This is a genomic window from Rhizobium sp. R339, from assembly GCF_002211395.1.
Taxonomy (GTDB): Bacteria; Pseudomonadota; Alphaproteobacteria; order Rhizobiales; family Rhizobiaceae; genus Rhizobium.
On the sequence record NZ_LOKV01000023.1, the window covers coordinates 351,644 to 371,183 of the forward strand.

At 62.2% G+C, this 19,540-nt stretch carries 20 protein-coding genes; 9 read left to right on the forward strand and 11 right to left on the reverse strand.

The genetic code is table 11. The features are described from left to right. Window positions 1–88: 88 nt before the first annotated feature. From ATY76_RS20985 to ATY76_RS21010, 6 genes are all read right to left on the reverse strand, one after another. Window positions 89–967, reverse strand: a complete 879-nt coding sequence (locus ATY76_RS20985) for a GNAT family N-acetyltransferase (protein ID WP_088676637.1) — start codon at window positions 965–967, stop codon at window positions 89–91. Between the two features lie 109 nt (window positions 968–1,076). Then, complete coding sequence (locus ATY76_RS20990) at window positions 1,077–3,359, reverse strand: ATP-binding protein (protein ID WP_088676638.1); 2,283 nt, start codon at window positions 3,357–3,359, stop codon at window positions 1,077–1,079. A gap of 55 nt (window positions 3,360–3,414) precedes the next feature. Further along, complete coding sequence (gene lspA, locus ATY76_RS20995) at window positions 3,415–3,918, reverse strand: signal peptidase II (protein ID WP_088676639.1); 504 nt, start codon at window positions 3,916–3,918, stop codon at window positions 3,415–3,417. Continuing rightward, a complete protein-coding gene (locus tag ATY76_RS21000) occupies window positions 3,915–4,775 on the reverse strand; it encodes an RNA methyltransferase (RefSeq protein ID WP_088676963.1) in 861 nt (286 codons plus the stop codon). The genes lspA and ATY76_RS21000 overlap by 4 nt, the downstream gene beginning before the upstream one ends. Then, the gene (locus ATY76_RS21005) at window positions 4,772–5,869 is read right to left on the reverse strand and encodes a class I SAM-dependent methyltransferase (protein WP_088676640.1); all 1,098 of its coding nucleotides are present in this window, start codon (window positions 5,867–5,869) and stop codon (window positions 4,772–4,774) included. The genes ATY76_RS21000 and ATY76_RS21005 overlap by 4 nt, the downstream gene beginning before the upstream one ends. A 119-nt stretch (window positions 5,870–5,988) precedes the next feature. After that, on the reverse strand, window positions 5,989–6,579 hold the full coding sequence (locus tag ATY76_RS21010) for an NUDIX hydrolase (RefSeq protein WP_088676641.1): 591 nt from the start codon (window positions 6,577–6,579) through the stop codon (window positions 5,989–5,991). Window positions 6,580–6,686: 107 nt separating this feature from the next. Between ATY76_RS21010 and ATY76_RS21015 the strand changes: the two genes are divergently transcribed. Together ATY76_RS21015 and ATY76_RS21020 are read left to right on the forward strand one after the other, a co-directional pair. Continuing rightward, entirely contained in the window at window positions 6,687–7,142 is a 456-nt protein-coding gene (locus ATY76_RS21015; RefSeq protein WP_088676642.1) for a carbon monoxide dehydrogenase subunit G, read from the forward strand. A 44-nt stretch (window positions 7,143–7,186) separates the two neighbouring features. Further along, complete coding sequence (locus ATY76_RS21020) at window positions 7,187–7,621, forward strand: GNAT family N-acetyltransferase (RefSeq protein WP_088676643.1); 435 nt, start codon at window positions 7,187–7,189, stop codon at window positions 7,619–7,621. 36 nt (window positions 7,622–7,657) lie between these two features. Here the strand turns inward: ATY76_RS21020 and ATY76_RS21025 are convergent, their stop codons facing one another. The 3 genes from ATY76_RS21025 to sppA form a co-directional block, all read right to left on the reverse strand. After that, the gene (locus ATY76_RS21025) at window positions 7,658–7,990 is read right to left on the reverse strand and encodes a DUF1049 domain-containing protein (protein ID WP_088676644.1); all 333 of its coding nucleotides are present in this window, start codon (window positions 7,988–7,990) and stop codon (window positions 7,658–7,660) included. Window positions 7,991–8,200: 210 nt separating this feature from the next. After that, window positions 8,201–8,500: an integration host factor subunit beta gene (locus ATY76_RS21030; protein ID WP_003544934.1), complete on the reverse strand. Its 300-nt coding sequence runs from the start codon at window positions 8,498–8,500 to the stop codon at window positions 8,201–8,203. A gap of 29 nt (window positions 8,501–8,529) precedes the next feature. Continuing rightward, a complete protein-coding gene (gene sppA, locus ATY76_RS21035; protein ID WP_088676645.1) occupies window positions 8,530–9,480 on the reverse strand; it encodes a signal peptide peptidase SppA in 951 nt (316 codons plus the stop codon). 225 nt (window positions 9,481–9,705) lie between these two features. Here sppA and lptC point away from each other — a divergent pair, with 225 nt between their 5' ends. From lptC to ptsN, 7 genes are all read left to right on the forward strand, one after another. Further along, entirely contained in the window at window positions 9,706–10,371 is a 666-nt protein-coding gene (gene lptC, locus ATY76_RS21040; protein ID WP_088676646.1) for an LPS export ABC transporter periplasmic protein LptC, read from the forward strand. A gap of 15 nt (window positions 10,372–10,386) precedes the next feature. Continuing rightward, window positions 10,387–11,016, forward strand: a complete 630-nt coding sequence (locus ATY76_RS21045; RefSeq protein ID WP_088676647.1) for an LptA/OstA family protein — start codon at window positions 10,387–10,389, stop codon at window positions 11,014–11,016. 38 nt (window positions 11,017–11,054) lie between these two features. Further along, entirely contained in the window at window positions 11,055–11,831 is a 777-nt protein-coding gene (gene lptB / locus ATY76_RS21050) for an LPS export ABC transporter ATP-binding protein (RefSeq protein ID WP_088676648.1), read from the forward strand. Window positions 11,832–11,983: 152 nt separating this feature from the next. Continuing rightward, a complete protein-coding gene (gene rpoN, locus ATY76_RS21060; protein WP_088676649.1) occupies window positions 11,984–13,543 on the forward strand; it encodes an RNA polymerase factor sigma-54 in 1,560 nt (519 codons plus the stop codon). A gap of 86 nt (window positions 13,544–13,629) precedes the next feature. Next, complete coding sequence (locus ATY76_RS21065) at window positions 13,630–14,547, forward strand: EamA family transporter (RefSeq protein ID WP_088676650.1); 918 nt, start codon at window positions 13,630–13,632, stop codon at window positions 14,545–14,547. 289 nt (window positions 14,548–14,836) lie between these two features. Continuing rightward, on the forward strand, window positions 14,837–15,412 hold the full coding sequence (raiA, locus tag ATY76_RS21070) for a ribosome-associated translation inhibitor RaiA (RefSeq protein WP_003570772.1): 576 nt from the start codon (window positions 14,837–14,839) through the stop codon (window positions 15,410–15,412). 73 nt (window positions 15,413–15,485) lie between these two features. Beyond that, entirely contained in the window at window positions 15,486–15,950 is a 465-nt protein-coding gene (ptsN, locus tag ATY76_RS21075) for a PTS IIA-like nitrogen regulatory protein PtsN (protein WP_065281989.1), read from the forward strand. A 79-nt stretch (window positions 15,951–16,029) separates the two neighbouring features. On the opposite strand, the gene ATY76_RS21080 is transcribed toward ptsN, so the two are convergent. Both ATY76_RS21080 and ATY76_RS21085 read right to left on the reverse strand, forming a co-directional pair. Next, window positions 16,030–18,363 (reverse strand): methyl-accepting chemotaxis protein, encoded by a 2,334-nt coding sequence (locus ATY76_RS21080; RefSeq protein ID WP_088676651.1) that lies wholly within the window; start codon window positions 18,361–18,363, stop codon window positions 16,030–16,032. A 241-nt stretch (window positions 18,364–18,604) separates the two neighbouring features. Continuing rightward, on the reverse strand, window positions 18,605–19,504 hold the full coding sequence (locus ATY76_RS21085) for a ribokinase (RefSeq protein WP_088676652.1): 900 nt from the start codon (window positions 19,502–19,504) through the stop codon (window positions 18,605–18,607). Window positions 19,505–19,540 lie beyond the last annotated feature (36 nt).

Consider the following 19,540-nt stretch of genomic DNA (forward strand, 5'->3'; position numbering starts at 1 on the left):
ATCTTTCAGATTCGCTTCCCGTGCTTTAGATCTTTGTTTTTACACGTGTCGTTATCGCAAAACCGCGCACACTTTTGCGCGACACGCTTCAGCTCGCGAAGCGGCCGGCGTCGGCGCCGTAATAGTTCAGGTAACGGTCCGAAATGCTGGAGATCGGCAGCACGATCAGCACGTCTGTCGTGTTGAAGGCGTGGTCGATAACCGCGTTGGAGCCGACCATGGCGCCGAGGCGCAGATAACCCTTGATGAGCGGCGGCAAAGCCATCAGCGCCCGCTTGGGATTGACGGCCTCGACCGGCATCAGGTCCATGTTGCGGGCGAGATGCGGCAGGGCGCCGACCGCCCATTCGTCCTTCGCCAACACAGTGTGATAGAGGAAGGACAGCGCCAGCGCGTGGCTTTCCAGATAGACGCCAGGGAAGGAAGCGCAGCCGAACATGGCGCTCATGCCGTGCTTCAGCGCATAGGCCCAGTTGCCCTGCCACAGAAGCTCGACGGTGCGCTTGGTCCGGTATTCCGGCAGCACGCAGGACCGCCCGAGTTCCATGAAACGCTTGTCCGGATGCTTGGCCAGCAGGCTCTCGATTTCGAATTCGGAAGCCGAGTAAAAACCGCCATTGGCAAGCGCGACGTCCTGGCGCAGCAGCCGGTAGGTACCGACGATCTGGTCTTCCGGATCGCCCTCGAGCGAGCGGTCGAGAACGAGAAGATGGTCGCAGAAAGCGTCATAGGCATCGAAATCACGTTCGCGGCGCATCGCTTCCGGCGGCAGCTGCGCCTTCATTTCATTGACGAAAACGCGATACCGGACGGCCTGGGCGGCATCGATCTCGCGTGCCGTGCGGGCAAGGCGGGTCTCCAGGTTGCCGATGCGGCCGAGGATATCGCCGTCCTTTTGCACGGCAGCCGTCGAGGGTCGGGCAGCCTCCGCAGCAGTGTCACGATTCAGGATGTCGATGGAGGACATGGCGATTCTCCCGTTGCCGGCTTATCGACGCCATAAAACACTTCTGTACGACAGGAAAGTGACATATTGCATTTCCCGGCGCAAGAAGCGTGGGCTGGTCTCGAGCTCCTTACCGCGCCTCTGCGCGACGGGCGGAAAGCGCGGCGACAGCCTGAACTTCCGTCAGCAGCCGCACCGGATCGACCGGCTTTACCATGACGCGGTTGGCGCCGTTCAGCAAGACCTGGCGGCGCGATTCGTCGCTCTTGTCGGCCGTCAGCACGATCACCGGAACCGGGGCGAGATCGAGCCGCCGTTCGTGGCCGCGCAGCCGCCCCAGCATGTCGATGCCGTTGCCGCCCGGCATCGAGAGATCGCTGATGATGATATCGGGCCGGGCGCTTGCTTCGTAGAGCGCGCAATCGAGCAGCGTCTCGAAATCCTCGACGTGGCGCACCTTATGCCCGCCCTTTTCGAGCATGACACGCACCAGCGTGGCATTGATCGGATCGTCCTCGCCGAGCAGGATGCTGAGGCCGCTTGCCGCAATCACCGTCTCGGCCACCGAAAGCCCGAAGCCCGGCTGGTTGTCGTTCAGCGCGTCGCGCTTCTCCATGCCGCGCATGCGCCCGCGCAGCACGTCGATCAGCGATTGTTCGCGCAGCGGCCGGATGAGCCAGGCGTCGAAGAGATCGAGCGGATGGGCGCTGCGCTCCTCCGGATTGACGAGCAGTACCTTGCGCAGGCCGAGCGCGGCGATTTCGGCGCGGTCGGCGAGATGGGTGGAAAATTCCGCCGACATGCGATGGTCGACGATGATATCGGTCGGCCGCCGGCTGCCATTGGCCATGCCGAGCAGCGTCGCACGCGCCGTCTCGCCGTCGCTGACGAGATGGCAGAGGCCGCCGAGCGCGGTGATCGTTTCGGCAATCGCAGCGCGCGCAGCCCCGGCAGGTGCCAGCAGCACGACGCTGTTGCCGGCAAGCAACGTGTTTCGCCGGTCCGGCCGCTCGCTGCCGATGTCGACGGGAAAGCGAATGGAGAATTCGCTGCCTTTGCCTTTTTCGCTGGCAACCGTCAGCGCGCCGCCGAATTCGCGCATGATGCGGGCGGAGATGGCAAGGCCGAGCCCGGTGCCGCTGCTCTTCTCCGCGACGGTCCCGCCCTGCTCGAACTCGCCGAAGACGCGCGCCTGCTCCTCCGCCGTCATGCCGGGACCCGTATCGGCCACGGTGATCAGCAGATTGCCGGCATCGAGCCACACGCGGATGAAGACGCCGCCCGCCTGGGTGAATTTCACGGCGTTGCCGATGACGTTGAAGAGCACCTGGCGCAGCCGCGCCGGGTCGAAGCTCATATTCTCGGGCACGTCGGAGGATACCGTCGCGCCGATCTCGATGCCCTTTTCATGCGCCCGGTGGGCGAGCATCTCGACGACGCTTTCCAGGAGTTTGCGCAGCGATTCCGAGCGCGGATGCAGCTCGAAGCGGCCGACCTCGATGGTGGAGAAGTCAAGGAGGTCATCGACGAGCTGCGCCAGCGCATGGCCGGATTGGCGTATGTTCGCGAGATAATTCTGCTGTTCCTGCGTCAGCCGCGTTTCCGCGATCAGATGCGTCATGCCGAGAATGCCCGAAAGCGGCGTGCGCACCTCATGGCTGACGGTGGCAAGCAGCCTGGATTTGGCGGCGCTGTTATATTCGGCCTTCTGCCGGGCTTCCTCACGCGCCTGGGCGATGAGGCGTTCCTCGGTCACATCGCGGGCAACGCTCTGCAACAGCAGGCGGCCGTTTGCCGGATCGCGGGTGACGACGTCGCGCCAGAGGAAGATGCGCTGGCCCTCCGGCGTCGAGATCTCGACATCGTAGCAGTGCGGCACCGGGCCGGGGCGAAAGGCGATTCCGATCTCCTCGCAGGTCCGCCCTTCCGGACGCGGCCGCCCGGTCAGGCGGCGAAAAGTATCGTTGGCGCCGATGATGCGCCGGTCCATGGTGCGGCTGACCGTGATATCGCCGAGCACGTCGTGCACGTCGGCAAAGAGTTTCGCGCCGTCGTTCCAGTCCGGCAGAGGTTTCATCTTGTGCTGCCCGGGTCGGCGCCGGCGGACCATCAGGACCGCATAGCTGGCGATGACGGCAAGGCCGAGAACGACGAGGCCGCCCGAAAGGAGCAGCGGATCGCCGGCATGGGCAAGCAGCATCAGGATCGTCGCGGTGAGAAGGCCGGTCCCGCCCAGCCAATAGAACAGCAGGACCCTTGCGGCTGCAGGCCCCTTTCGGGCGTCATCGGCTTGCTGAGATGCGGATGCGTCCGGCCGTGAGGGAGAGCCCTCCAGCCGCGTCTCATGCGGCTTGGCGGCGGCTCCGCCGAACGCGGCGGACAATCTTTCCTGCAACTGTCCCAGGTTGTGCATGGTATCTGGGTAACATGAGGGCCGTTCCGAATGCCTTCAGGAATTCGATAAGATTTTAGCGGCTCGCCTTTTTCGGCAGCAGCAGTTCGTCGAGGATGACGCAGCCCGCACCGATGGTGATGAAGCTGTCGGCGAGGTTGAAGACCGCGAAAGACCAGCTGTCGGTGTGGAAGAGGATGTAATCGATCACATGGCCATAGGCGAAGCGGTCGACGAGATTGCCGATCGCACCGGCGATGATCAGCGCATAGCCGAGATGCGCGAGCCAGCGATCCTTCTCCGTGCGGTACCACAGCCAGATGACGAAGGCGACGATGACGAGCCGCATGCCGACGATGAACCAGCCGTCCATGCCCGACAGCATCGAAAAGGCGACGCCGAGATTGTAGGTGCGGTAGAGCGCCAGCATTGGAATGACGGGAACGGCTTCCTGCAGCGGCAGATAGTGGTCGACGGCGATCTTGACGGCTTGGTCGATGAGTACGGCGATGACGATGAAGAGAAGAATGGGCGCCGGGCGAGAAAAGAGCGCGGGGCGTGCGTGCGTCTGTTCGGTCATTTGACCTCGGCAAGTGAGAGGAGATGGCGGCGCGCCTCGAAAAGCATGACGGCGGTGGCGACGGCGAGGTTCAGGGAATCGGCGCGGCCCTGCTGCGGAATGCGGGCGAGCGCGTCGGCCTCCCTCGCCAGCTGGTCCGGCAGGCCGGACTGCTCGTTGCCCATCAGCAATACGACCGGCTTCTTCCTGTAGTCGATCGTGCGGTAATCGACCGCGCCGGCAAGATGCGTCGCAACGATGGAAACGCCGGCCGATTTCCGCCAGGCGATGAATTCCTCCGGCGTCGCCCGCGCCACCGGAACGGCGAAGACCGAGCCCATGGTGGCGCGCACGGTCTCGAGCGAGAAGGGATCGGTCGCTTCGCCAACCAGAATGACGCCGGAAGCGCCGGCCGCATCGGCCGTGCGGATGATGGTGCCGAGATTGCCGGGGTCGCGCACGCGGTCGAGCGCCACCCATGTCTCGCCCTCTTTCGGCCGGATATCCCTGAGCGGCTTCCAGCGCTGGTCGAAGATGCCGACGACCATTTGCGGATTGTCGCGGCGGCTGATCGAGGCGATCACCTTTTCGCTGACTTCGAGCACCAGCCCGCCCGAGGCGACTGTTTTCGCCGCCATCTGTTCGACCAGCGGCTTGCCCTTGGCAGCCTTGGCATAGACCAGCGTGCGGATCGTCCAGCCGAGTTCGATCGCGTCGATGACGAGCTTCAGCCCCTCGGCCAGGAAAGTCCCGCTTTCCTCCCGCGACTTCTTGTTCGTCAGCGCCTTGATGTCCTTGATGATGGGATTGGCGAGCGAGGTGACTTCTTTCACCTGGCCGACCCTGCGCGGTCCCTGATCGTGGAAGTCCTTGCTCATTTCGGCACCCAACGGGAAAAGAGAGAGGTGGAAAGCGCGCGGCCTTGCGTCTTGCCGTCGGCGCCTGCCTCGCGGATCACCAGCTCGCCGGATTCGACCACGCCGCCCGCACCGCGCATCGTCTCGCGCATCAGTTCGTGGATCGAATAGAAGCTGGCGCGGATCGAATAGGCCGTCAGCACCAGTCCGGCTGCCTTCGGCGAGAGAATCTCGCGGCAGATGTCGAGCATCAGCGGCAGATGCTCGAAGAGATGCCAGACCTCGCCGTTCGGGCCGCGGCCGAATTTCGGCGGGTCGGTGAGGATGATGTCGTACTGGCTGCCGCGGCGCTCCTCGCGCAGGATGAATTTCATCGCATCCTCGCAGATCCAGCGGATCGGCAGCTTCTCCATGCGCCCGAGCGCCTGGTTTTCGCGCGCCCAGCCGATTGCCTTCTTCGATGCGTCGACATGGGTAACCTCGGCGCCCGCCGCGGCGGCGACAAGCGAGGCGACGCCGGTATAGCCGAAGAGGTTCAGCACCTTCAGCGGCCGGCCGGCTGTTTCGGCCTGCTCCTTCATCCAGCTCCAGTGCACGATCTGTTCGGGAAAGACGCCGACATGACGGAAGGAGGTGAAGCGGCCGAGAAAATCGACGCCGAGCAGGTTGAGCGGCCAGGTTTCGCCGAGCGCCTCCTTCGGGAAGCGCCAGCGGCCGGTGCCTTCCTCGTCGGTATCGCCGGTGAAGACGGCATCGACCTTTTCCCAGACATGCGGTGGCAGCGAAGGCTGCCACAGCGCCTGGGCCTCGGGGCGGATGATGCGATAGGGACCGTATTGCTCCAGCTTCTGGCCGTTGCCGCTGTCGATCAGGTGGAAGTCGCCGGCCCCGAGCGATTCGAGAATAACCGGCACGCGCTCAGCCGGGCGCTCGCCGCTGCGCGTCATGAGAGGGCGCGAAATCGCGGCTGGTGCCGCAGCTTCGCGCACCGCCTCGCGTGCGGCCGCAGGCCGCGCGACGGGCTTCGCCGGCCGGCCGGCCCGATCGTCCCTGCGGCTTTCACCGGCGGGACCCGATGTCTTCTTCTGGCCCGGCCGGCGTTCTCTTTGTTTCAACGTGCTCTTCCGCGTCTCTGTCGAGGTGTCTTCATGGGGTTTTCGTCCTCTAGCCCAGAAGACCGCGCCGGATCAACTGCGCCGACCAAGCCCCGAAGCAGGTTCTCCCGGCCCGGCCTTTATTTCAAGCCCTCGCGTCCCTGCATGCGGAGCCAGCTTTCTGCCGAATAAAGCGCTGCGACATGCATCGACTGCATAATGACGGCGCCGGACCGTAGATCGGCGAGGATGTCCCCGAGATCGGCAAACAGCATGTCGGCCTTCTCGCCGGGGTCGAAACTGGGTTCGCCTGCTCTGTTCAGGCCGAGCGCCAGCCAGCTTGTGACCACGTTGCTGTGGTTGGCGGCATTCGGATAGGAAGTGAGCAGCCTGACGAAAGTCGAGGCTTCGTAGCCGGTCTCTTCCCGCAGTTCGCGCCGCGCCGCAGCCATCGCCGCATCACCGGCCTCCATGTCACCACGTTCCACGCCACCAGCGACGAGGCCGAGCACGATCTCGCCGCGGCCATGCCGGTATTCCCGCGTCAGCAATACGCGCCCGTCCGGCATCAGCGGGATGACATTGATCCAATCAGGGTAATCGAGCACATGGAACGGGGCGATGACGGTTCCATCGGCGGTCAGGCAGTCGTCGCTGCGAAGCCTGATCCAGCGATCCTCATAGGTGATGCGGCTCGCCGTCACGCTCCAGGGCTTCAACTCGTCGCTCATCACAATCCCTGCTCCAGATGAAGCCAGGCAGATAACATTCCCTTCCGCCTTGGCAAAGCGCTTTGCCGTTGGGATAAGATTGAGCGAATCGGAGATGGGGCTGTCGAATGGATTTCACCGGCGAAGAACGCATCGCCGCGCCGCGGGATGTCGTCTGGGCGGCGCTCAACGATCCCGAGATCATGCGCGTCTGCATCCCCGGCTGTCAAAATATCGAGCGGCTGTCGCCGGAAACCTTCGAGGCGACGATCAAGGTCAAGTTCAGTCTGCTGTCGGCCACCTTCCACGGACTGCTGACGCTTTCCAATGTCGATGCGCCGAAAAGCTACACGCTGTCTGCCGAAGGCAAGGGCGGCCTTGCCGGTTTTGCCAAAGGCAGTGCGGATGTCGTGCTCGAGGAGAGCGGTGCCGAGACGATCCTGCACTACCGCGCCGGGGCCGAACTCGGCGGCAGGCTCGCAGGGCTCGGCGCCCGCCTGCTCGATTCCACCTCGCACAGACTCGCCGAGGGTTTCTTTTCGGATTTCAATGCCGCCGTCGTCGCCAAAATGGCGGCGGACTGACGTCACGGCTTGGCGCGGCCAGAGGCTTGGTTTAAGCCGGAATCATGACATGGACCATCAGGCCGCCGCGGGCGGAAGACCAGGAAGCGCTCGCGGAGATCTATCTGTCCGTACGCCGCGAAACATTCGTCTGGGTCGATCCCGGCAAATTCCATCGCGAGGATTTCGCCGCCCATACCAATGGCGAGACGATCTTCGTCTGCGAGCATGCGGATGGCGGCGTGGCGGGCTTTCTCTCGCTCTGGCCGGCGGATGATTTCATTCACATGCTGTATATACGCCCGGAATTTCAGGGCTGCGGCGCTGGCACGGCGCTCTTGCGGGCGCTGCCGGAATGGCCGCGACACAAATACCGCCTGAAATGCCTGGTGAAAAACCGGCGGGCAAAGGCCTTCTACCTCTCCCATGGTTTCGAGGTCACCGGCAACGGCGCGTCGCCGGAAGGCGATTATGAGGAGCTGAGCTTCGTTCCGGCCTGATGACCGGCAGAACCGCTGTCTGAAATATTGGATGGTTTAGCGCGACGGCAATTGCCCGGCAATTTCCTCGGCGCGATTCTTGTGGCGGTCGGCTTCGCCCTGCCAGTGGATGGCTTCCTTGGCCTCGGTGCGGGCGCGCTTGCGGTGTTTGCCCTGGCCGAACCAGGTGGCGGCCGAACCGACGAGCATGCCTGTGATCAGCGCGATGAACAGGAAGACGAAGAAGGGTGCGGAAACCGCAAGCACCTGGTCTTCGGGCCTAAACGGATTGAAGGCGAGCGTGACGCTCTGCCGGTTGGCGACGCAGAAGACAATGAGAATGACGCCGAGCGGCAACAAAATCAAAAGGTTGACGATCTTCTTGGCCATTTCAGGTCTCCACATGCTGGATTTGCGCCGGTCTTTTCGGGCCGATGCGCCAAAGCGAGCCGCGATCTTTCAGATTCGCGCCTTGCGCTTTAGGCCTTTGTTTTTACGCATGTCACAAACCGCTGCACACCTTTGCGCGACATGCTCTAGCAGAATAGGAAAACGGCCTTCAAGTTCAAGTGCGGTTTCGCCGCAGGCAGTTCGCGCCGCTCAATCCTCTTCGTCGGCCTGGCCGGGGTTCAGCCGCTCGCGCAGTTCCTTGCCGGTCTTGAAGAAAGGAACCCACTTTTCCTCGACGAAGACGGTATCGCCGGTGCGCGGGTTGCGGCCGGAACGGGAAGGGCGGTTCTTCACGGAAAAGGCGCCGAAGCCGCGCAATTCGACGCGGTTACCCGCAGCCAGTGCATCGGTGATCTCGTCGAGAACCGCGTTGACGATATTCTCGACGTCGCGATGATAGAGATGCGGGTTGCGTGCCGCAACAATCTGCACCAATTCGGACTTGATCACAGTCGCCCCCTTAAATTATTGATTTCTTATCAATCGCGGCCAACCTGCCAAACTGAAAGCAGCCCGTCAAGAAGCAACTTTGGGGGCAGGATTCCATTGAGATCCTGGCCTTTGACGAGATCATCATAACCGAAGATCGTAATCAACCGCGAAACAGCCCCCGCGAGCAGAAAGGGCGTATTGCTCTTCTTGTCCCAATCCACCATCGGCAGCTCGCTGTCGATGCCGCGCGATGTGAGATAGGCGCGGATTTCCGCTTCGCCGCCGATCGTATCGACGAGTTTCACCTTCAGCGCCTGCCGGCCGGTGTAGATCGTGCCGTCGGCGAGCTTCAGCACCTCATCCCGCGGCAATTTGCGCCGGTCGGCCACCAGATCGACGAACCAGTTATAACTGTCGAGCACCATGTTGCGGATCATCGACTTCGCTTCCTCGCTCGCCTCGTGGAAGGGCGAGGGCTCGGCCTTCAGCGGCGAGGATTTGATCTCCTGCAGCGATACGCCGATCTTGTCGAGCAGCGGCTGGATCTGCGGATATTGGAAGATGACGCCGATCGAGCCGGTGATCGAGCTGTCGCCGGCAATGATCGTGTCGCCGGCGGTTGCGACCATGTAGCCGGCGGAGGCGGCAAGCGTGCGCACGTCGGAGACGACGGGCTTCTTGGCCGCAATCGCCCGGATCGCCTTGAAGATCTTTTCGCCGCCATAGGTCGTGCCGCCGGGCGAGGAGATCGAAACCACCACCGCCTTGACCTGGTTGTCGGCCTCGATCTTCTTCAATCGCTCGAGAAGCTCGTCGTCATCGACGATCAGCCCCGATATTGTCACATGGGCGACATGCGGGCGCGCCGTTCCGGCGTCGCCGAGAGCAAATTGATAGAAGGCGAAACCAAGCCCCACGATCAGGGCGACCGCGACGATGCGCCAGAATCCGAGCTTGCGGCGCAGCCGCCGCCGATCCGCAATGATCGAACTGTCCATGAAAACCTCCAGCGCTGGGCTCCGGTTTCGGCATCCGCCGATGGGTCCGGTGAAATAGGGTGGCAGCGGCACGTACGAATGCCACTTTTTGATGCTTTTCCGTTTTCTTGCTTGTTGCAGAAAAAATTCCATATTGGCAAGCCAATGTAATAATGCGAAACGAACTGTGATTGGCGGCCGGCTTTGTTACGAAGGCGCGGCGATCACCGCACATGGACGAGGCATATGCTCGATACCCTGAAGAACAACGGAAGCGCCGCTTTTGCGGGGTCCGGCAAGACCCCCTATGGCGATGCGTTGTTCCATTCTGCTCGCGTGCGGCGGCTGAAGGTCCTGCTGCCTGCGGCAGCCCTGATCGTCTCTTTCGCCTTCATTGCGGTGTCGGTGATCCGCACTTACCTGCCCGAAAATATCAAGATCGAAGGCGCCAAGATCGAAAACGGCAAGGTCGTGATGGAAAAGCCGGCGATCTCGGGACGCAATTCCGACGGCATCAATTATTCCATGCTTGCCGAAAGGGCGCTGCAGGATATCCGCGATCCCGATCTCATCACACTTGAAACCATCAAGGCTGCCGTGCCGATGAATGACGGGCTGATCGCCCGTGTCGTCGCCTCGACCGCCGACTATAATCGCGCCACCGACAATCTGCATATGACGACCCCCTTCACCCTGGTGCTGAGCAGCGGTCTCAATGCGAAATTCCAGTCCGCCCATCTCGACATCAAGGGCGGAAACATGCGCAGCGACGATCCCGTCACCATCACCAAGGACAATGCCTCCATAGTTGCGAACACGCTTCAGATCACCGATAAGGGGCGCGTGATCACATTCGAGGGGAATGTTCGCATGAATGTCGATCCCACCACCATCCATAAACAGGGCACTTAACCAGCCGGGTCACCTATGACAAAAGATTGTCGCATTTCCATTTGCAAGACTGGCCTGGCACTCATTGCCGGCGCATTTGCCCTTATTCTGACGGCCTCCGGCGCTGGCGCGCAGCAGGCGACGGCCTCGATGCCGGGCATGAAGCTTTCCAACGACCAGCCGATCCAGATCGAAAGCGACAAGCTCGAAATCCACGATCAGGAACACACTGCTTTGTTCACCGGCAACGTCAAGGTCGTCCAGGGGACGACGACCATGCAGTCGGGCAAGATGACTGTCTACTACAAGGACAAGGCGGCAAAGCCGGCCGCCGATGGGAGCCAGCCCGCCGCGCAACCGCAGCAGTCGGCCTCGCTTGCATCCGGAAGCGCCGATATCGACAAGATCCTGGTGACGGACAAGGTCTACTTGGTCTCGGGCACCCAGACGGCGACCGCCGATGACGGTAATTTCGACATGGCCTCGCAGACATTCATCCTTACGGCGGATGAGGGAAATAAAGTCATATTGTCGGACGGGCCGAACGTTTTCACCGGCTGTAAGCTGACGGTTCACATGCAAACCGGCCAGGCGGAGCTTGAAAGCTGCGGCGGGCGTGTCCAGATTCAGCTCGATCCGAAATCGCAGCAGCAGAAGCAGAACTGAAACCGGCCTCCCACGTGAAATTATCATCGCTATCCACCATGTTCGGCAAACCTGAGCCGCAAGCCTCGGGTGCCGCCGACAAGAGCCGCTATCAGGGAACGCTGATCGCACGTGGTCTGACGAAGACCTATGCGACGCGTCGCGTCGTCAACGGCGTTTCGCTGGTGGTGCGCCGTGGCGAGGCCGTCGGCCTGCTCGGCCCGAACGGCGCCGGCAAGACCACCTGTTTCTACATGATCACCGGCCTCGTGCCGGTGGATGAAGGCACGATCGAGATCGACGGAAACGAAGTCACGACCATGCCGATGTACCGCCGCTCGCGCCTCGGCGTCGGCTATCTGCCGCAGGAAGCCTCGATCTTCCGCGGGCTGACGGTGGAGGAGAACATCCGCGCCGTCCTCGAAGTGCACGTGAAGGACAAGGCCGAGCGCGAGCAGAAGCTGAACGAGCTTCTGGAGGAATTCCATATCCAGAAGCTGCGCAAGAGTGCCGCCGTCGCCCTCTCGGGCGGTGAACGCCGCCGCCTGGAAATCGCCCGCGCCCTTGCCACCGACCCGACCTTCATGCTGCTCGACGAGCCCTTCGCCGGCGTCGACCCGATCTCGGTCGCCGACATTCAGAATCTCGTCCACCACCTGACGGCCCGCGGCATCGGTGTTCTCATCACCGACCATAATGTGCGCGAGACGCTGGGCCTGATCGACCGCGCCTATATCATCCATGCCGGGGAAGTGCTGACCCACGGCCGCGCCAACGACATCGTCAACAATCCCGAAGTGCGCCGGCTCTATCTCGGTGACAATTTCAGCCTCTGACGGCGGAACGGGCAGAAATTCACCATGGCGGCACAGTTCCGCTTGACCAAACCCGATAAAAAAGCAATTTTTGGGCCAAGTTGGATTTCCGTGGCCTGAGGCGTTGATCGGACGCGGTTTCCCAAGGAATCGTGGGGAGTTTCGCGTCCGTCATGGCACTGTCCGCCAATCTTTTCCTGCGCCAGAACCAGTCATTGGTGATGACACCGCAACTGATGCAATCCATCCAGTTGCTGCAGATGACGCATTTTGAACTCACCCAGTTCATCGCCCAGGAAGTGGAGAAGAACCCGCTGCTCGAATTTCCGGCGAATGACGGCGAGGCGGCTGGCGAACGCGGCGAAACCGACGAGGCGGATTACAACCATCAGCCGGAGGACGCCGCAGCCGACGACGGCTACGACAGCCGCGCCGAGGCGCTCTCCAGCGAGTGGTACGACAATGGCGGCAGCGCCAGCACGAGCCGGCTGAACGACGAGCTCGACGCCAATTATACCAATGTCTTCCCCGATGACGGTGCGCCGCAGCGGCTCGATGCGCCGGAGCTCGTCAGTCAGTGGAAGTCGATGCCCGGCAGCGGCGAGGTCGCCGATTACGATCTCGATGATTTCGTCGCCGGCCAGGTGTCGCTGCGCGATCATCTCGCCCAGCAGATCCCCTTCGTCCTGCCCGATATGACCGACCGGCTGATCGCGCAGAACTTCATCGATCAGCTCGATGATGCGGGTTATCTGCAGGCCGATATGGCCGAAACGGGCGAAAGGTTGGGCACGAGCCTCGCGCAGGCCGAGCGTGTGCTTGCCGCCCTTCAGACGCTCGATCCTCCTGGTGTTTTCGCCCGCAGCCTGTCGGAATGCCTAGCGATCCAGCTGAAGCAGAAGGACCGGTACGACCCCGCCATGCAGGCGCTGGTCGAAAATCTCGAACTTCTGGCGCGGCGCGATTTCGCCACGCTGAAGCGCCTTTGCGGCGTCGATGAGGAAGACCTTCTCGACATGCTCGCCGAGATCCGTCAGCTCAATCCCAAGCCCGGTAGCGGCTTCGAGGCCGGCGTTTCCGAAGCCATCATGCCCGATGTGGTCGTCAGGCCCTCCGCGGAAGCGGGCTGGCTGGTCGAACTCAATCCGGATACGCTGCCGCGCGTGCTGGTCAACCAGTCCTATTTTTCCCGCGTGACCAAGAACGGTGAGGATCATGCCTTTCTTTCCGAGTGCCTGCAGAGCGCCAACTGGCTGACGCGCAGCCTCGACCAGCGGGCAAAGACGATCATGAAGGTGGCAAGCGAGATCGTTCGCCAGCAGGATGCTTTCCTGCTGCACGGGGTCGATTATCTGCGCCCGCTAAACCTCAAGACGGTCGCCGAGGCGATCAAGATGCATGAATCCACAGTCAGCCGCGTCACATCCAACAAATACATGCTGACGCCGCGCGGCCTCTTCGAGCTCAAATATTTCTTCACGGTTTCGATCAGCGCCGTCGAGGGCGGCGACAGCCATTCGGCCGAGGCCGTGCGTCACAAGATCCGCGCGCTGATCATGCAGGAAAGCCCCGACGCGGTGCTCTCCGACGACGATATCGTCGACATGCTGAAAAAGGGCGGCATCGACCTCGCCCGCCGCACGGTTGCCAAATATAGAGAGGCGATGAACATCGCTTCCTCGGTCCAGCGCCGCCGCGAGAAGCGGGCGCTCGCCAAGGTCACCGGCTTCTGACGCCTGAATGCTTCGATCGGGATCGAAGCATTCTGCTGCCAATGCTGCTACTCCTCGCTGGTCTCAACGAATATTGAAGTGCCTACATGACGCAGCAGAATCCGAGCCTTGCCAGGGAGCTTTCCCTGCTGCTGGCGCTCGCCACCCTCTGGGGTTCCTCCTACACCTTCATCAAGATCGGCGTCGAGACCATCCCGCCCGTCACCCTGATCGCCGCGCGCACGTTGATCGCCGGCGGCATTCTGCTCGCCATTCTTCGTTACCGGGGTGTCCGGCTGCCGCGCGACCGCGCGACATGGGGCCGGTTTTTCGTTCAGGCCTGGCTCAACAGCGTCGTTCCTTTCACGCTGATCGCCTGGGCGGAGCAATCCGTCGATGCCGGACTGGCGGTGATCCTGAATTCGGCAACACCGATCTTCACCTTCCTGCTGACAGTGCTGATCACCCGCCACGAGCAGGTGAGCCTGCGAAAGCTCTTCGGCGTCATATCGGGGCTGACCGGCATTTGCCTCGTCATCGGTATCGAAGCGCTGGCGGGACTCGGCGAAAGTCTGACGGCACAGATCGCCATCATCCTGGCGACCATCTGTTACGCAGGTGCCGCAATTTTCAGCAAGAACTTCAAGGGGCTCGATCCCGCTGTGCCGGCGGCCGGCTCGTTGATTTCTGGCGCCGTCATTCTGCTGCCGGTGAGCCTCGTCGTCGATCGGCCATGGGAACTCGATCCCTCCGCAGCATCGGTGCTGGCGCTGCTCGCCCTTTCTGCTTTTTCCACCGCTCTCGCCTTCGCGATCTATTTTCGCCTCGTCCAGACGCTGGGTTCCGTCGGAACCACCTCTCAGGCCTATCTCAGGGTGCCGATCGGCGTTGCGATCGGCATGGTGTTCCTCGGCGAGACGCTGAGCCCGACGGCGTGGATCGGATTCGTTTGCGTCATCCTCGGCGTCGCAGCCATGACGATCCCCCAGAGAAGGGCGGCGGCATTGCCGGCGCGGGGCGGCTGAGAACGATTGCAGGAGAATCGGCGGCGTCGTCTCGGCAGCCAGCGGCCATAGGCTTTCCGGCTGTCTCCAATGCGCATCGGGCGTCCCTATTGACTTTTCGGCGGCCCCCGTCTAGAAGCCCGCCGCAATCGATGCCGTGGACGGCATTTGGAGTTATCCCCATCATCCAAAGGGTACCAAGGGCACGCAGGCTCGCGCCGATCTTGCTTGAGATTGCGCGAAGTGCTTGGATGAACCTGAGGCTTGGCGTAAACTGATACCCGCAAACGACCATAAGAAGGGAAACTCCATGAGTGTGCGTGTATCCGGGAAACATATGGAAATTGGTGAATCGTTCCGTCAAAAGATCGAGGACCAAATTGGTATGGCCATCACGAAATACTTCGACGGGGGGTATTCCGGCCAGGTGACCGTGGAAAAGGCGAGTTCCCGTTTCTCCGCAGACTGCAAGCTCCATCTCGACAGTGGCGTGGTGTTGCATGCGGCCGGCGAAGCGACCGATCCTCAGCTCGCTTTCGACGCCGCTTCCGAGCGCATCGAAAAGCGTCTGCGCCGCTACAAGCGCAAGCTGAAGGACCATCATGCCGGAAACCATCTAAATGGTTTTGCAGAAGTCTCCTACACGGTCATGGATTCCGTTCCTGATCACGAAGATGAAATTCCCGACGATTTCGCCCCGGCGATCGTCGCTGAAAGCACGAAGCAACTGAAGACCATGTCGGTCGCCACCGCCGTGATGGCGCTCGACATGACCGACGAGCCGCTTCTCCTGTTCCGCAGCCCCGGCAAGGAACATCTGAACATCGTTTACCGTCGCCACGACGGAAATATTGGCTGGATCGATTCAGCCAATATCAAAGGCTGAGATCAGGGCGGTGAGCGGCGGAGTTACCGCCGCTCCTTGCATCATCTGATCCCGGCGACAGAAGGAAAAAGAAATGGCATTGGCAGATTTGCTCCATCAGGATGCGATCATTCCCGCCCTTAGAGTAAATTCCAAGAAACAGTTGCTTCAGGAATTGGCAGCAAGAGCCTCCAGGATCACCGGGCTTTCCGAGCGCGAGATCTTCGACGTCATCCTGCAGCGGGAGCGCCTGGGATCGACGGGCGTCGGCAACGGCATCGCCATTCCTCACGGCAAACTGGTGAACATCCATTCGATCGTCGGCATCTTTGCCCGGCTGGAGCAGCCAGTCGATTTCGAGGCGCTGGACGACCAGCCGGTCGATCTCGTATTCCTGCTTTTGGCGCCGGAAGGCGCCGGCGCCGACCATCTCAAGGCGCTGTCGCGTATTGCCCGTGTGCTGCGCGATCATGATCTCGTCGCAAAGCTGCGTGCCACCGATTCCGCTTCGGCGATCTATGCCTTCCTGAACGAAGAGCAGACGTCGAACGCCGCCTGAACGCTATCCGTTTCCGAATGAAAAAGGCGCCCGGTCTCCCGGGCGCCTTTTTCATTGATAGCGAGCTGAACGGAAGGGCTCAGAACTCTTCCCAGCTGTCCTGCGCCACCGCAGCCGAACCGCGTGATGCGGCGGCGGGCCGGCGCACCGTGCTGGCGGAGTGGCGGATCGCAGGAGCGGCTGGCGCACGCATCTGCTGCGCGACGGAGGCGAGGGCCGCGGCATTGCCGGAACCCGAGACCCTGAAGCGGGTGGCGAGCGCCTTCAGCGTCTGCGCCTCGTCGTTGAGCGCGACGCTCGCAGCGGTAGCTTCCTCCACCATCGCCGCGTTCTGCTGCGTCACCTGATCCATCTGGTTCATGGCCTGGTTGATTTCCTTCAGGCCGACGGCCTGTTCGCTGGCAGACGCCGAGATTTGCCGGATGAGGCTGTTGATGCCCATCACCTGTTCGGCGATCTTATGCAGCGTGCCGCCGGCGCGCCCAACGAGATCGACGCCTTCCTTGACCTGGACCGCCGAGGTGTTGATCAGCGTCTTGATCTCCTTGGCGGCGTTGGCCGAACGCTGTGCGAGTTCGCGCACCTCCTGGGCGACGACGGCGAAGCCCTTGCCGGCTTCGCCTGCGCGGGCGGCTTCGACGCCGGCGTTGAGGGCGAGCAGGTTCGTCTGGAAAGCGATTTCGTCGATGACGCCGATGATCCGCGAGACCTCCGTCGAAGATTGCTCGATCCCTTGCATCGAGGCGATCGCCTTCTGCACCACTTCGCCCGATTTCTCGGCATCCTGGCAGGCGAGATTGACGTTGTCGGCTGCCGTGCGCGCGTTCTCGGCGCTGGAATCGACCTGCGCGGTGAGCTCGTTGAGCGCAGCGGCCGTCTCTTCAAGGCTTGCCGCCTGCTGCTCGGTGCGCTTGGCGAGGTCGGAAGCGCTGTTGCTGATCTCGCCGGTGCCGGCGCCGATATTGACGACGCTCAGATTCATCGTGTTGATGGTCTCTTCGAGGCTCGCAAGGGCGGCGTTGAAGTCCTGCTTCAGTTTGCCGTATTCACCGGGGAATTCCTCAGTGATGCGGTAGCCGAGATTGCCGTGAGACAGCTCGGACAAACCGGCGCCGACAATCGAGACGATATGGCGCTGCAGCGACACCGATTGCTGGCGCTCCGATTCCGAGCGGCTGCGTTCGGTCTCGGCGGCCTGCCGCTGGTTGGTGGCCTCGTCTTCGAGGCGCTGGCTGTCGGCGAGCTTGAAGCGGAAGCCTTCGAGCGCCTTGGCGACCGAACCGACTTCGTCGCTGCGGTCCTGGGCGGCGACCGGCTCGGCGTATTCGCCGTCGCTGAGCGCCTTCACGCTGGCGACGAGGCTGCCGAGCGGCCGCTGCACGAACGCGCGGACGGCGAAATAGAGCGCGAGCATCACCGCGCCGAGCACGATCAGGCCGGTCGCGATCATCATGTAGGTCTGGTCCTGAACCGGCGCGTTGATCACTGTGTGCGGGACGTCGACGAGCACGACCCATGTGGCGTTGACGCCCGGGACCTCGAACGGATAGACGACGCGGTCGAAGGGATCGAGGCCGTCATAGGTGAGGTTCCTGACCAGGCCGGGCTGCTTGCCCGACAGCGCCGACTTGACGACATCGGCGCCTTCGCCGTCATATTGTTTGGTCATCAGGTCGGGGATCGGCGCGACGATCCAGTTGCCGGTCTGCGACAGCAGCGTGACGCGGCCGGAGCCGAAAGGATGCAGCGCCTGCAGCTTGTCGGTCAGCGACTTCAGCGAGATGTCGACGCCGGCGACGCCGATCATCTTGCCGCCCGATGTGACCGGATAGGCGATCGAGGTCAGCAGCGTCGGTACGTCGGTTCCTTCAGCCAGATAGGGCGTCGTGATCGCTCCCCTGCCGCTGTCGGCGGCAAGCTTCCACCATTCGGCGGCATAGTCATTGTCGAACGTCGAATACTGGACGCCGCCATCCTTGGTTTTCGACCAGTAGGGCGTGAAGGCGCCGTTCTTGTTGGTGCCTTCGTCGTTGTTGTTGGCGATCTCGGTCGTCTTGCCGTCGAGGGCGCCGAGCTGCTCGCAGAACCAGCTGCCGAAGGCAAAGGCATTCTGTTCGAGATTGGCTTTCAGTACGTTGATCATGCCCTTGCGATCGAGCGACTTGCCTTCATGGGCACGGCCGATGACCCCTGACATGCTGCGCGCGGCGCTGGCGAGTTCGCCGACATTGGCGGCAATTTCATTGGCGATCGCTTTTGCCTCGAGATTGGCCTGATCCATCGTCAGCGTCTGGACGCGATCCCGGGTCTGGCCAATGAGGAAAAAGTTCGAAACGGCGAGAACAAGCGCGATGGCGACGCCGGTAATGACGATGAGTTTCGCCGCAAGCGATTTCATGCGAAAAATGAACATGGGTTCCTCGGGCAAGGATGCGCCGAACGGGCATTCTTCGGCACAGGAGCAAAGCACCGCTCCCTCATGGAGCAGCCAAATGGAGGCCGGAACCAAAGGCAGTAGAGGCCGGCGATCATGAGCAACATCGCCAGAGATCTCTTAAATTTGAATGAAATTTTAGTCGCGTGCATAAGCAAAACCGCAAGAAACTCCCTTAGATTTAAGGGGCGTTACCGGCGGTTTCGCAAAGAGACTTGACTTATATCCTGTCTGCGACTTCCTCGCTCAGGGGGATCGAAGGCTGCGCCCCTGATTTGAGGCATGCCAGCGAACCGGCAACCGCCGCGCGGCGCAGCGCCGAAGGAAAATCAAGCCCTTCATCGAGGCTCGCGGCGAAATAGCCGCAGAAAGTATCGCCCGCGCCGACCGTGTCGACAGGGTCGATCACCAGCCCTTGCGCCCTTGAAATTGCACCGTCACGGATGGCGATGACGCCGTCGCCGCCGAGCGTCACGATCAGCGTCTGGCCGGTCTCCTGATGCAGGCGGACGAGGGCGGCCTCGCGCGCTTCGGCGTCCAGCCCGTCCTGTCCGGCAAGCCGTTCGAACTCGGTCTCGTTGGCGATGACGATATTGGCCAACCGGCCGAGGCGCGACGCGTCCGGAATCAGCGGCGCGAGGTTGAGAATGCTGGTGATGCCCTTGGCCCCGGCTGCCGAAAGTGCGCGCTCGACGGCTGCAACCGGCACTTCGAGCTGCAGCATCAGGATATCGCCCTCGCTCATGCGGCCGACCGCCGCTTCGGCATCGGCAGGGGTCACCAGCCCGTTGGCGCCCGGAACGACGGCGATCATGTTTTCGCCGTCGCCGCCGACAAGGATCAGCGCGGTGCCTGTCGGGCCGTCGACATGCCTGACGAGAGAAAGGTCGGTTCCCGCATCATCGAGCAGGGCGAGCGCATCCGCTGCGAAGGCATCCTTGCCGACGGCGCCGGCCATATGCACGTAGCGGCCGGCGCGGCGCGCTGCGAGCGCCTGATTGGCGCCCTTGCCGCCGGCGGCCGTAGCAAAGCCGTTGCCGGCAACCGTCTCGCCGGGCTTCGGCAGGCGCTCCGTCGTGGCGATAAGGTCCATATTGATGGACCCGAAAACTGTGATCATGAGGATGTCCCGTCCTTTGGAACATGCGGGCGACGT

What these genes read in the sequence shown, in the direction of transcription:
- ATY76_RS20985 (WP_088676637.1), bottom strand. Translation starts at nt 967, where the DNA reads ATGTCCTCCATCGACATCCTGAATCGTGACACTGCTGCGGAGGCTGCC.
- ATY76_RS21085 (WP_088676652.1), bottom strand. Translation starts at nt 19,504, where the DNA reads ATGATCACAGTTTTCGGGTCCATCAATATGGACCTTATCGCCACGACG.
- ptsN (WP_065281989.1), top strand. Translation starts at nt 15,486, where the DNA reads ATGGCATTGGCAGATTTGCTCCATCAGGATGCGATCATTCCCGCCCTT.
- ATY76_RS21015 (WP_088676642.1), top strand. Translation starts at nt 6,687, where the DNA reads ATGGATTTCACCGGCGAAGAACGCATCGCCGCGCCGCGGGATGTCGTC.
- ATY76_RS21010 (WP_088676641.1), bottom strand. Translation starts at nt 6,579, where the DNA reads ATGAGCGACGAGTTGAAGCCCTGGAGCGTGACGGCGAGCCGCATCACC.
- lptC (WP_088676646.1), top strand. Translation starts at nt 9,706, where the DNA reads ATGCTCGATACCCTGAAGAACAACGGAAGCGCCGCTTTTGCGGGGTCC.
- ATY76_RS21065 (WP_088676650.1), top strand. Translation starts at nt 13,630, where the DNA reads ATGACGCAGCAGAATCCGAGCCTTGCCAGGGAGCTTTCCCTGCTGCTG.
- sppA (WP_088676645.1), bottom strand. Translation starts at nt 9,480, where the DNA reads ATGGACAGTTCGATCATTGCGGATCGGCGGCGGCTGCGCCGCAAGCTC.
- lspA (WP_088676639.1), bottom strand. Translation starts at nt 3,918, where the DNA reads ATGACCGAACAGACGCACGCACGCCCCGCGCTCTTTTCTCGCCCGGCG.
- rpoN (WP_088676649.1), top strand. Translation starts at nt 11,984, where the DNA reads ATGGCACTGTCCGCCAATCTTTTCCTGCGCCAGAACCAGTCATTGGTG.
- lptB (WP_088676648.1), top strand. Translation starts at nt 11,055, where the DNA reads ATGTTCGGCAAACCTGAGCCGCAAGCCTCGGGTGCCGCCGACAAGAGC.
- ATY76_RS21080 (WP_088676651.1), bottom strand. Translation starts at nt 18,363, where the DNA reads ATGTTCATTTTTCGCATGAAATCGCTTGCGGCGAAACTCATCGTCATT.
- raiA (WP_003570772.1), top strand. Translation starts at nt 14,837, where the DNA reads ATGAGTGTGCGTGTATCCGGGAAACATATGGAAATTGGTGAATCGTTC.
- ATY76_RS21025 (WP_088676644.1), bottom strand. Translation starts at nt 7,990, where the DNA reads ATGGCCAAGAAGATCGTCAACCTTTTGATTTTGTTGCCGCTCGGCGTC.
- ATY76_RS21000 (WP_088676963.1), bottom strand. Translation starts at nt 4,775, where the DNA reads ATGAGCAAGGACTTCCACGATCAGGGACCGCGCAGGGTCGGCCAGGTG.
- ATY76_RS21020 (WP_088676643.1), top strand. Translation starts at nt 7,187, where the DNA reads ATGACATGGACCATCAGGCCGCCGCGGGCGGAAGACCAGGAAGCGCTC.
- ATY76_RS20990 (WP_088676638.1), bottom strand. Translation starts at nt 3,359, where the DNA reads ATGCACAACCTGGGACAGTTGCAGGAAAGATTGTCCGCCGCGTTCGGC.
- ATY76_RS21045 (WP_088676647.1), top strand. Translation starts at nt 10,387, where the DNA reads ATGACAAAAGATTGTCGCATTTCCATTTGCAAGACTGGCCTGGCACTC.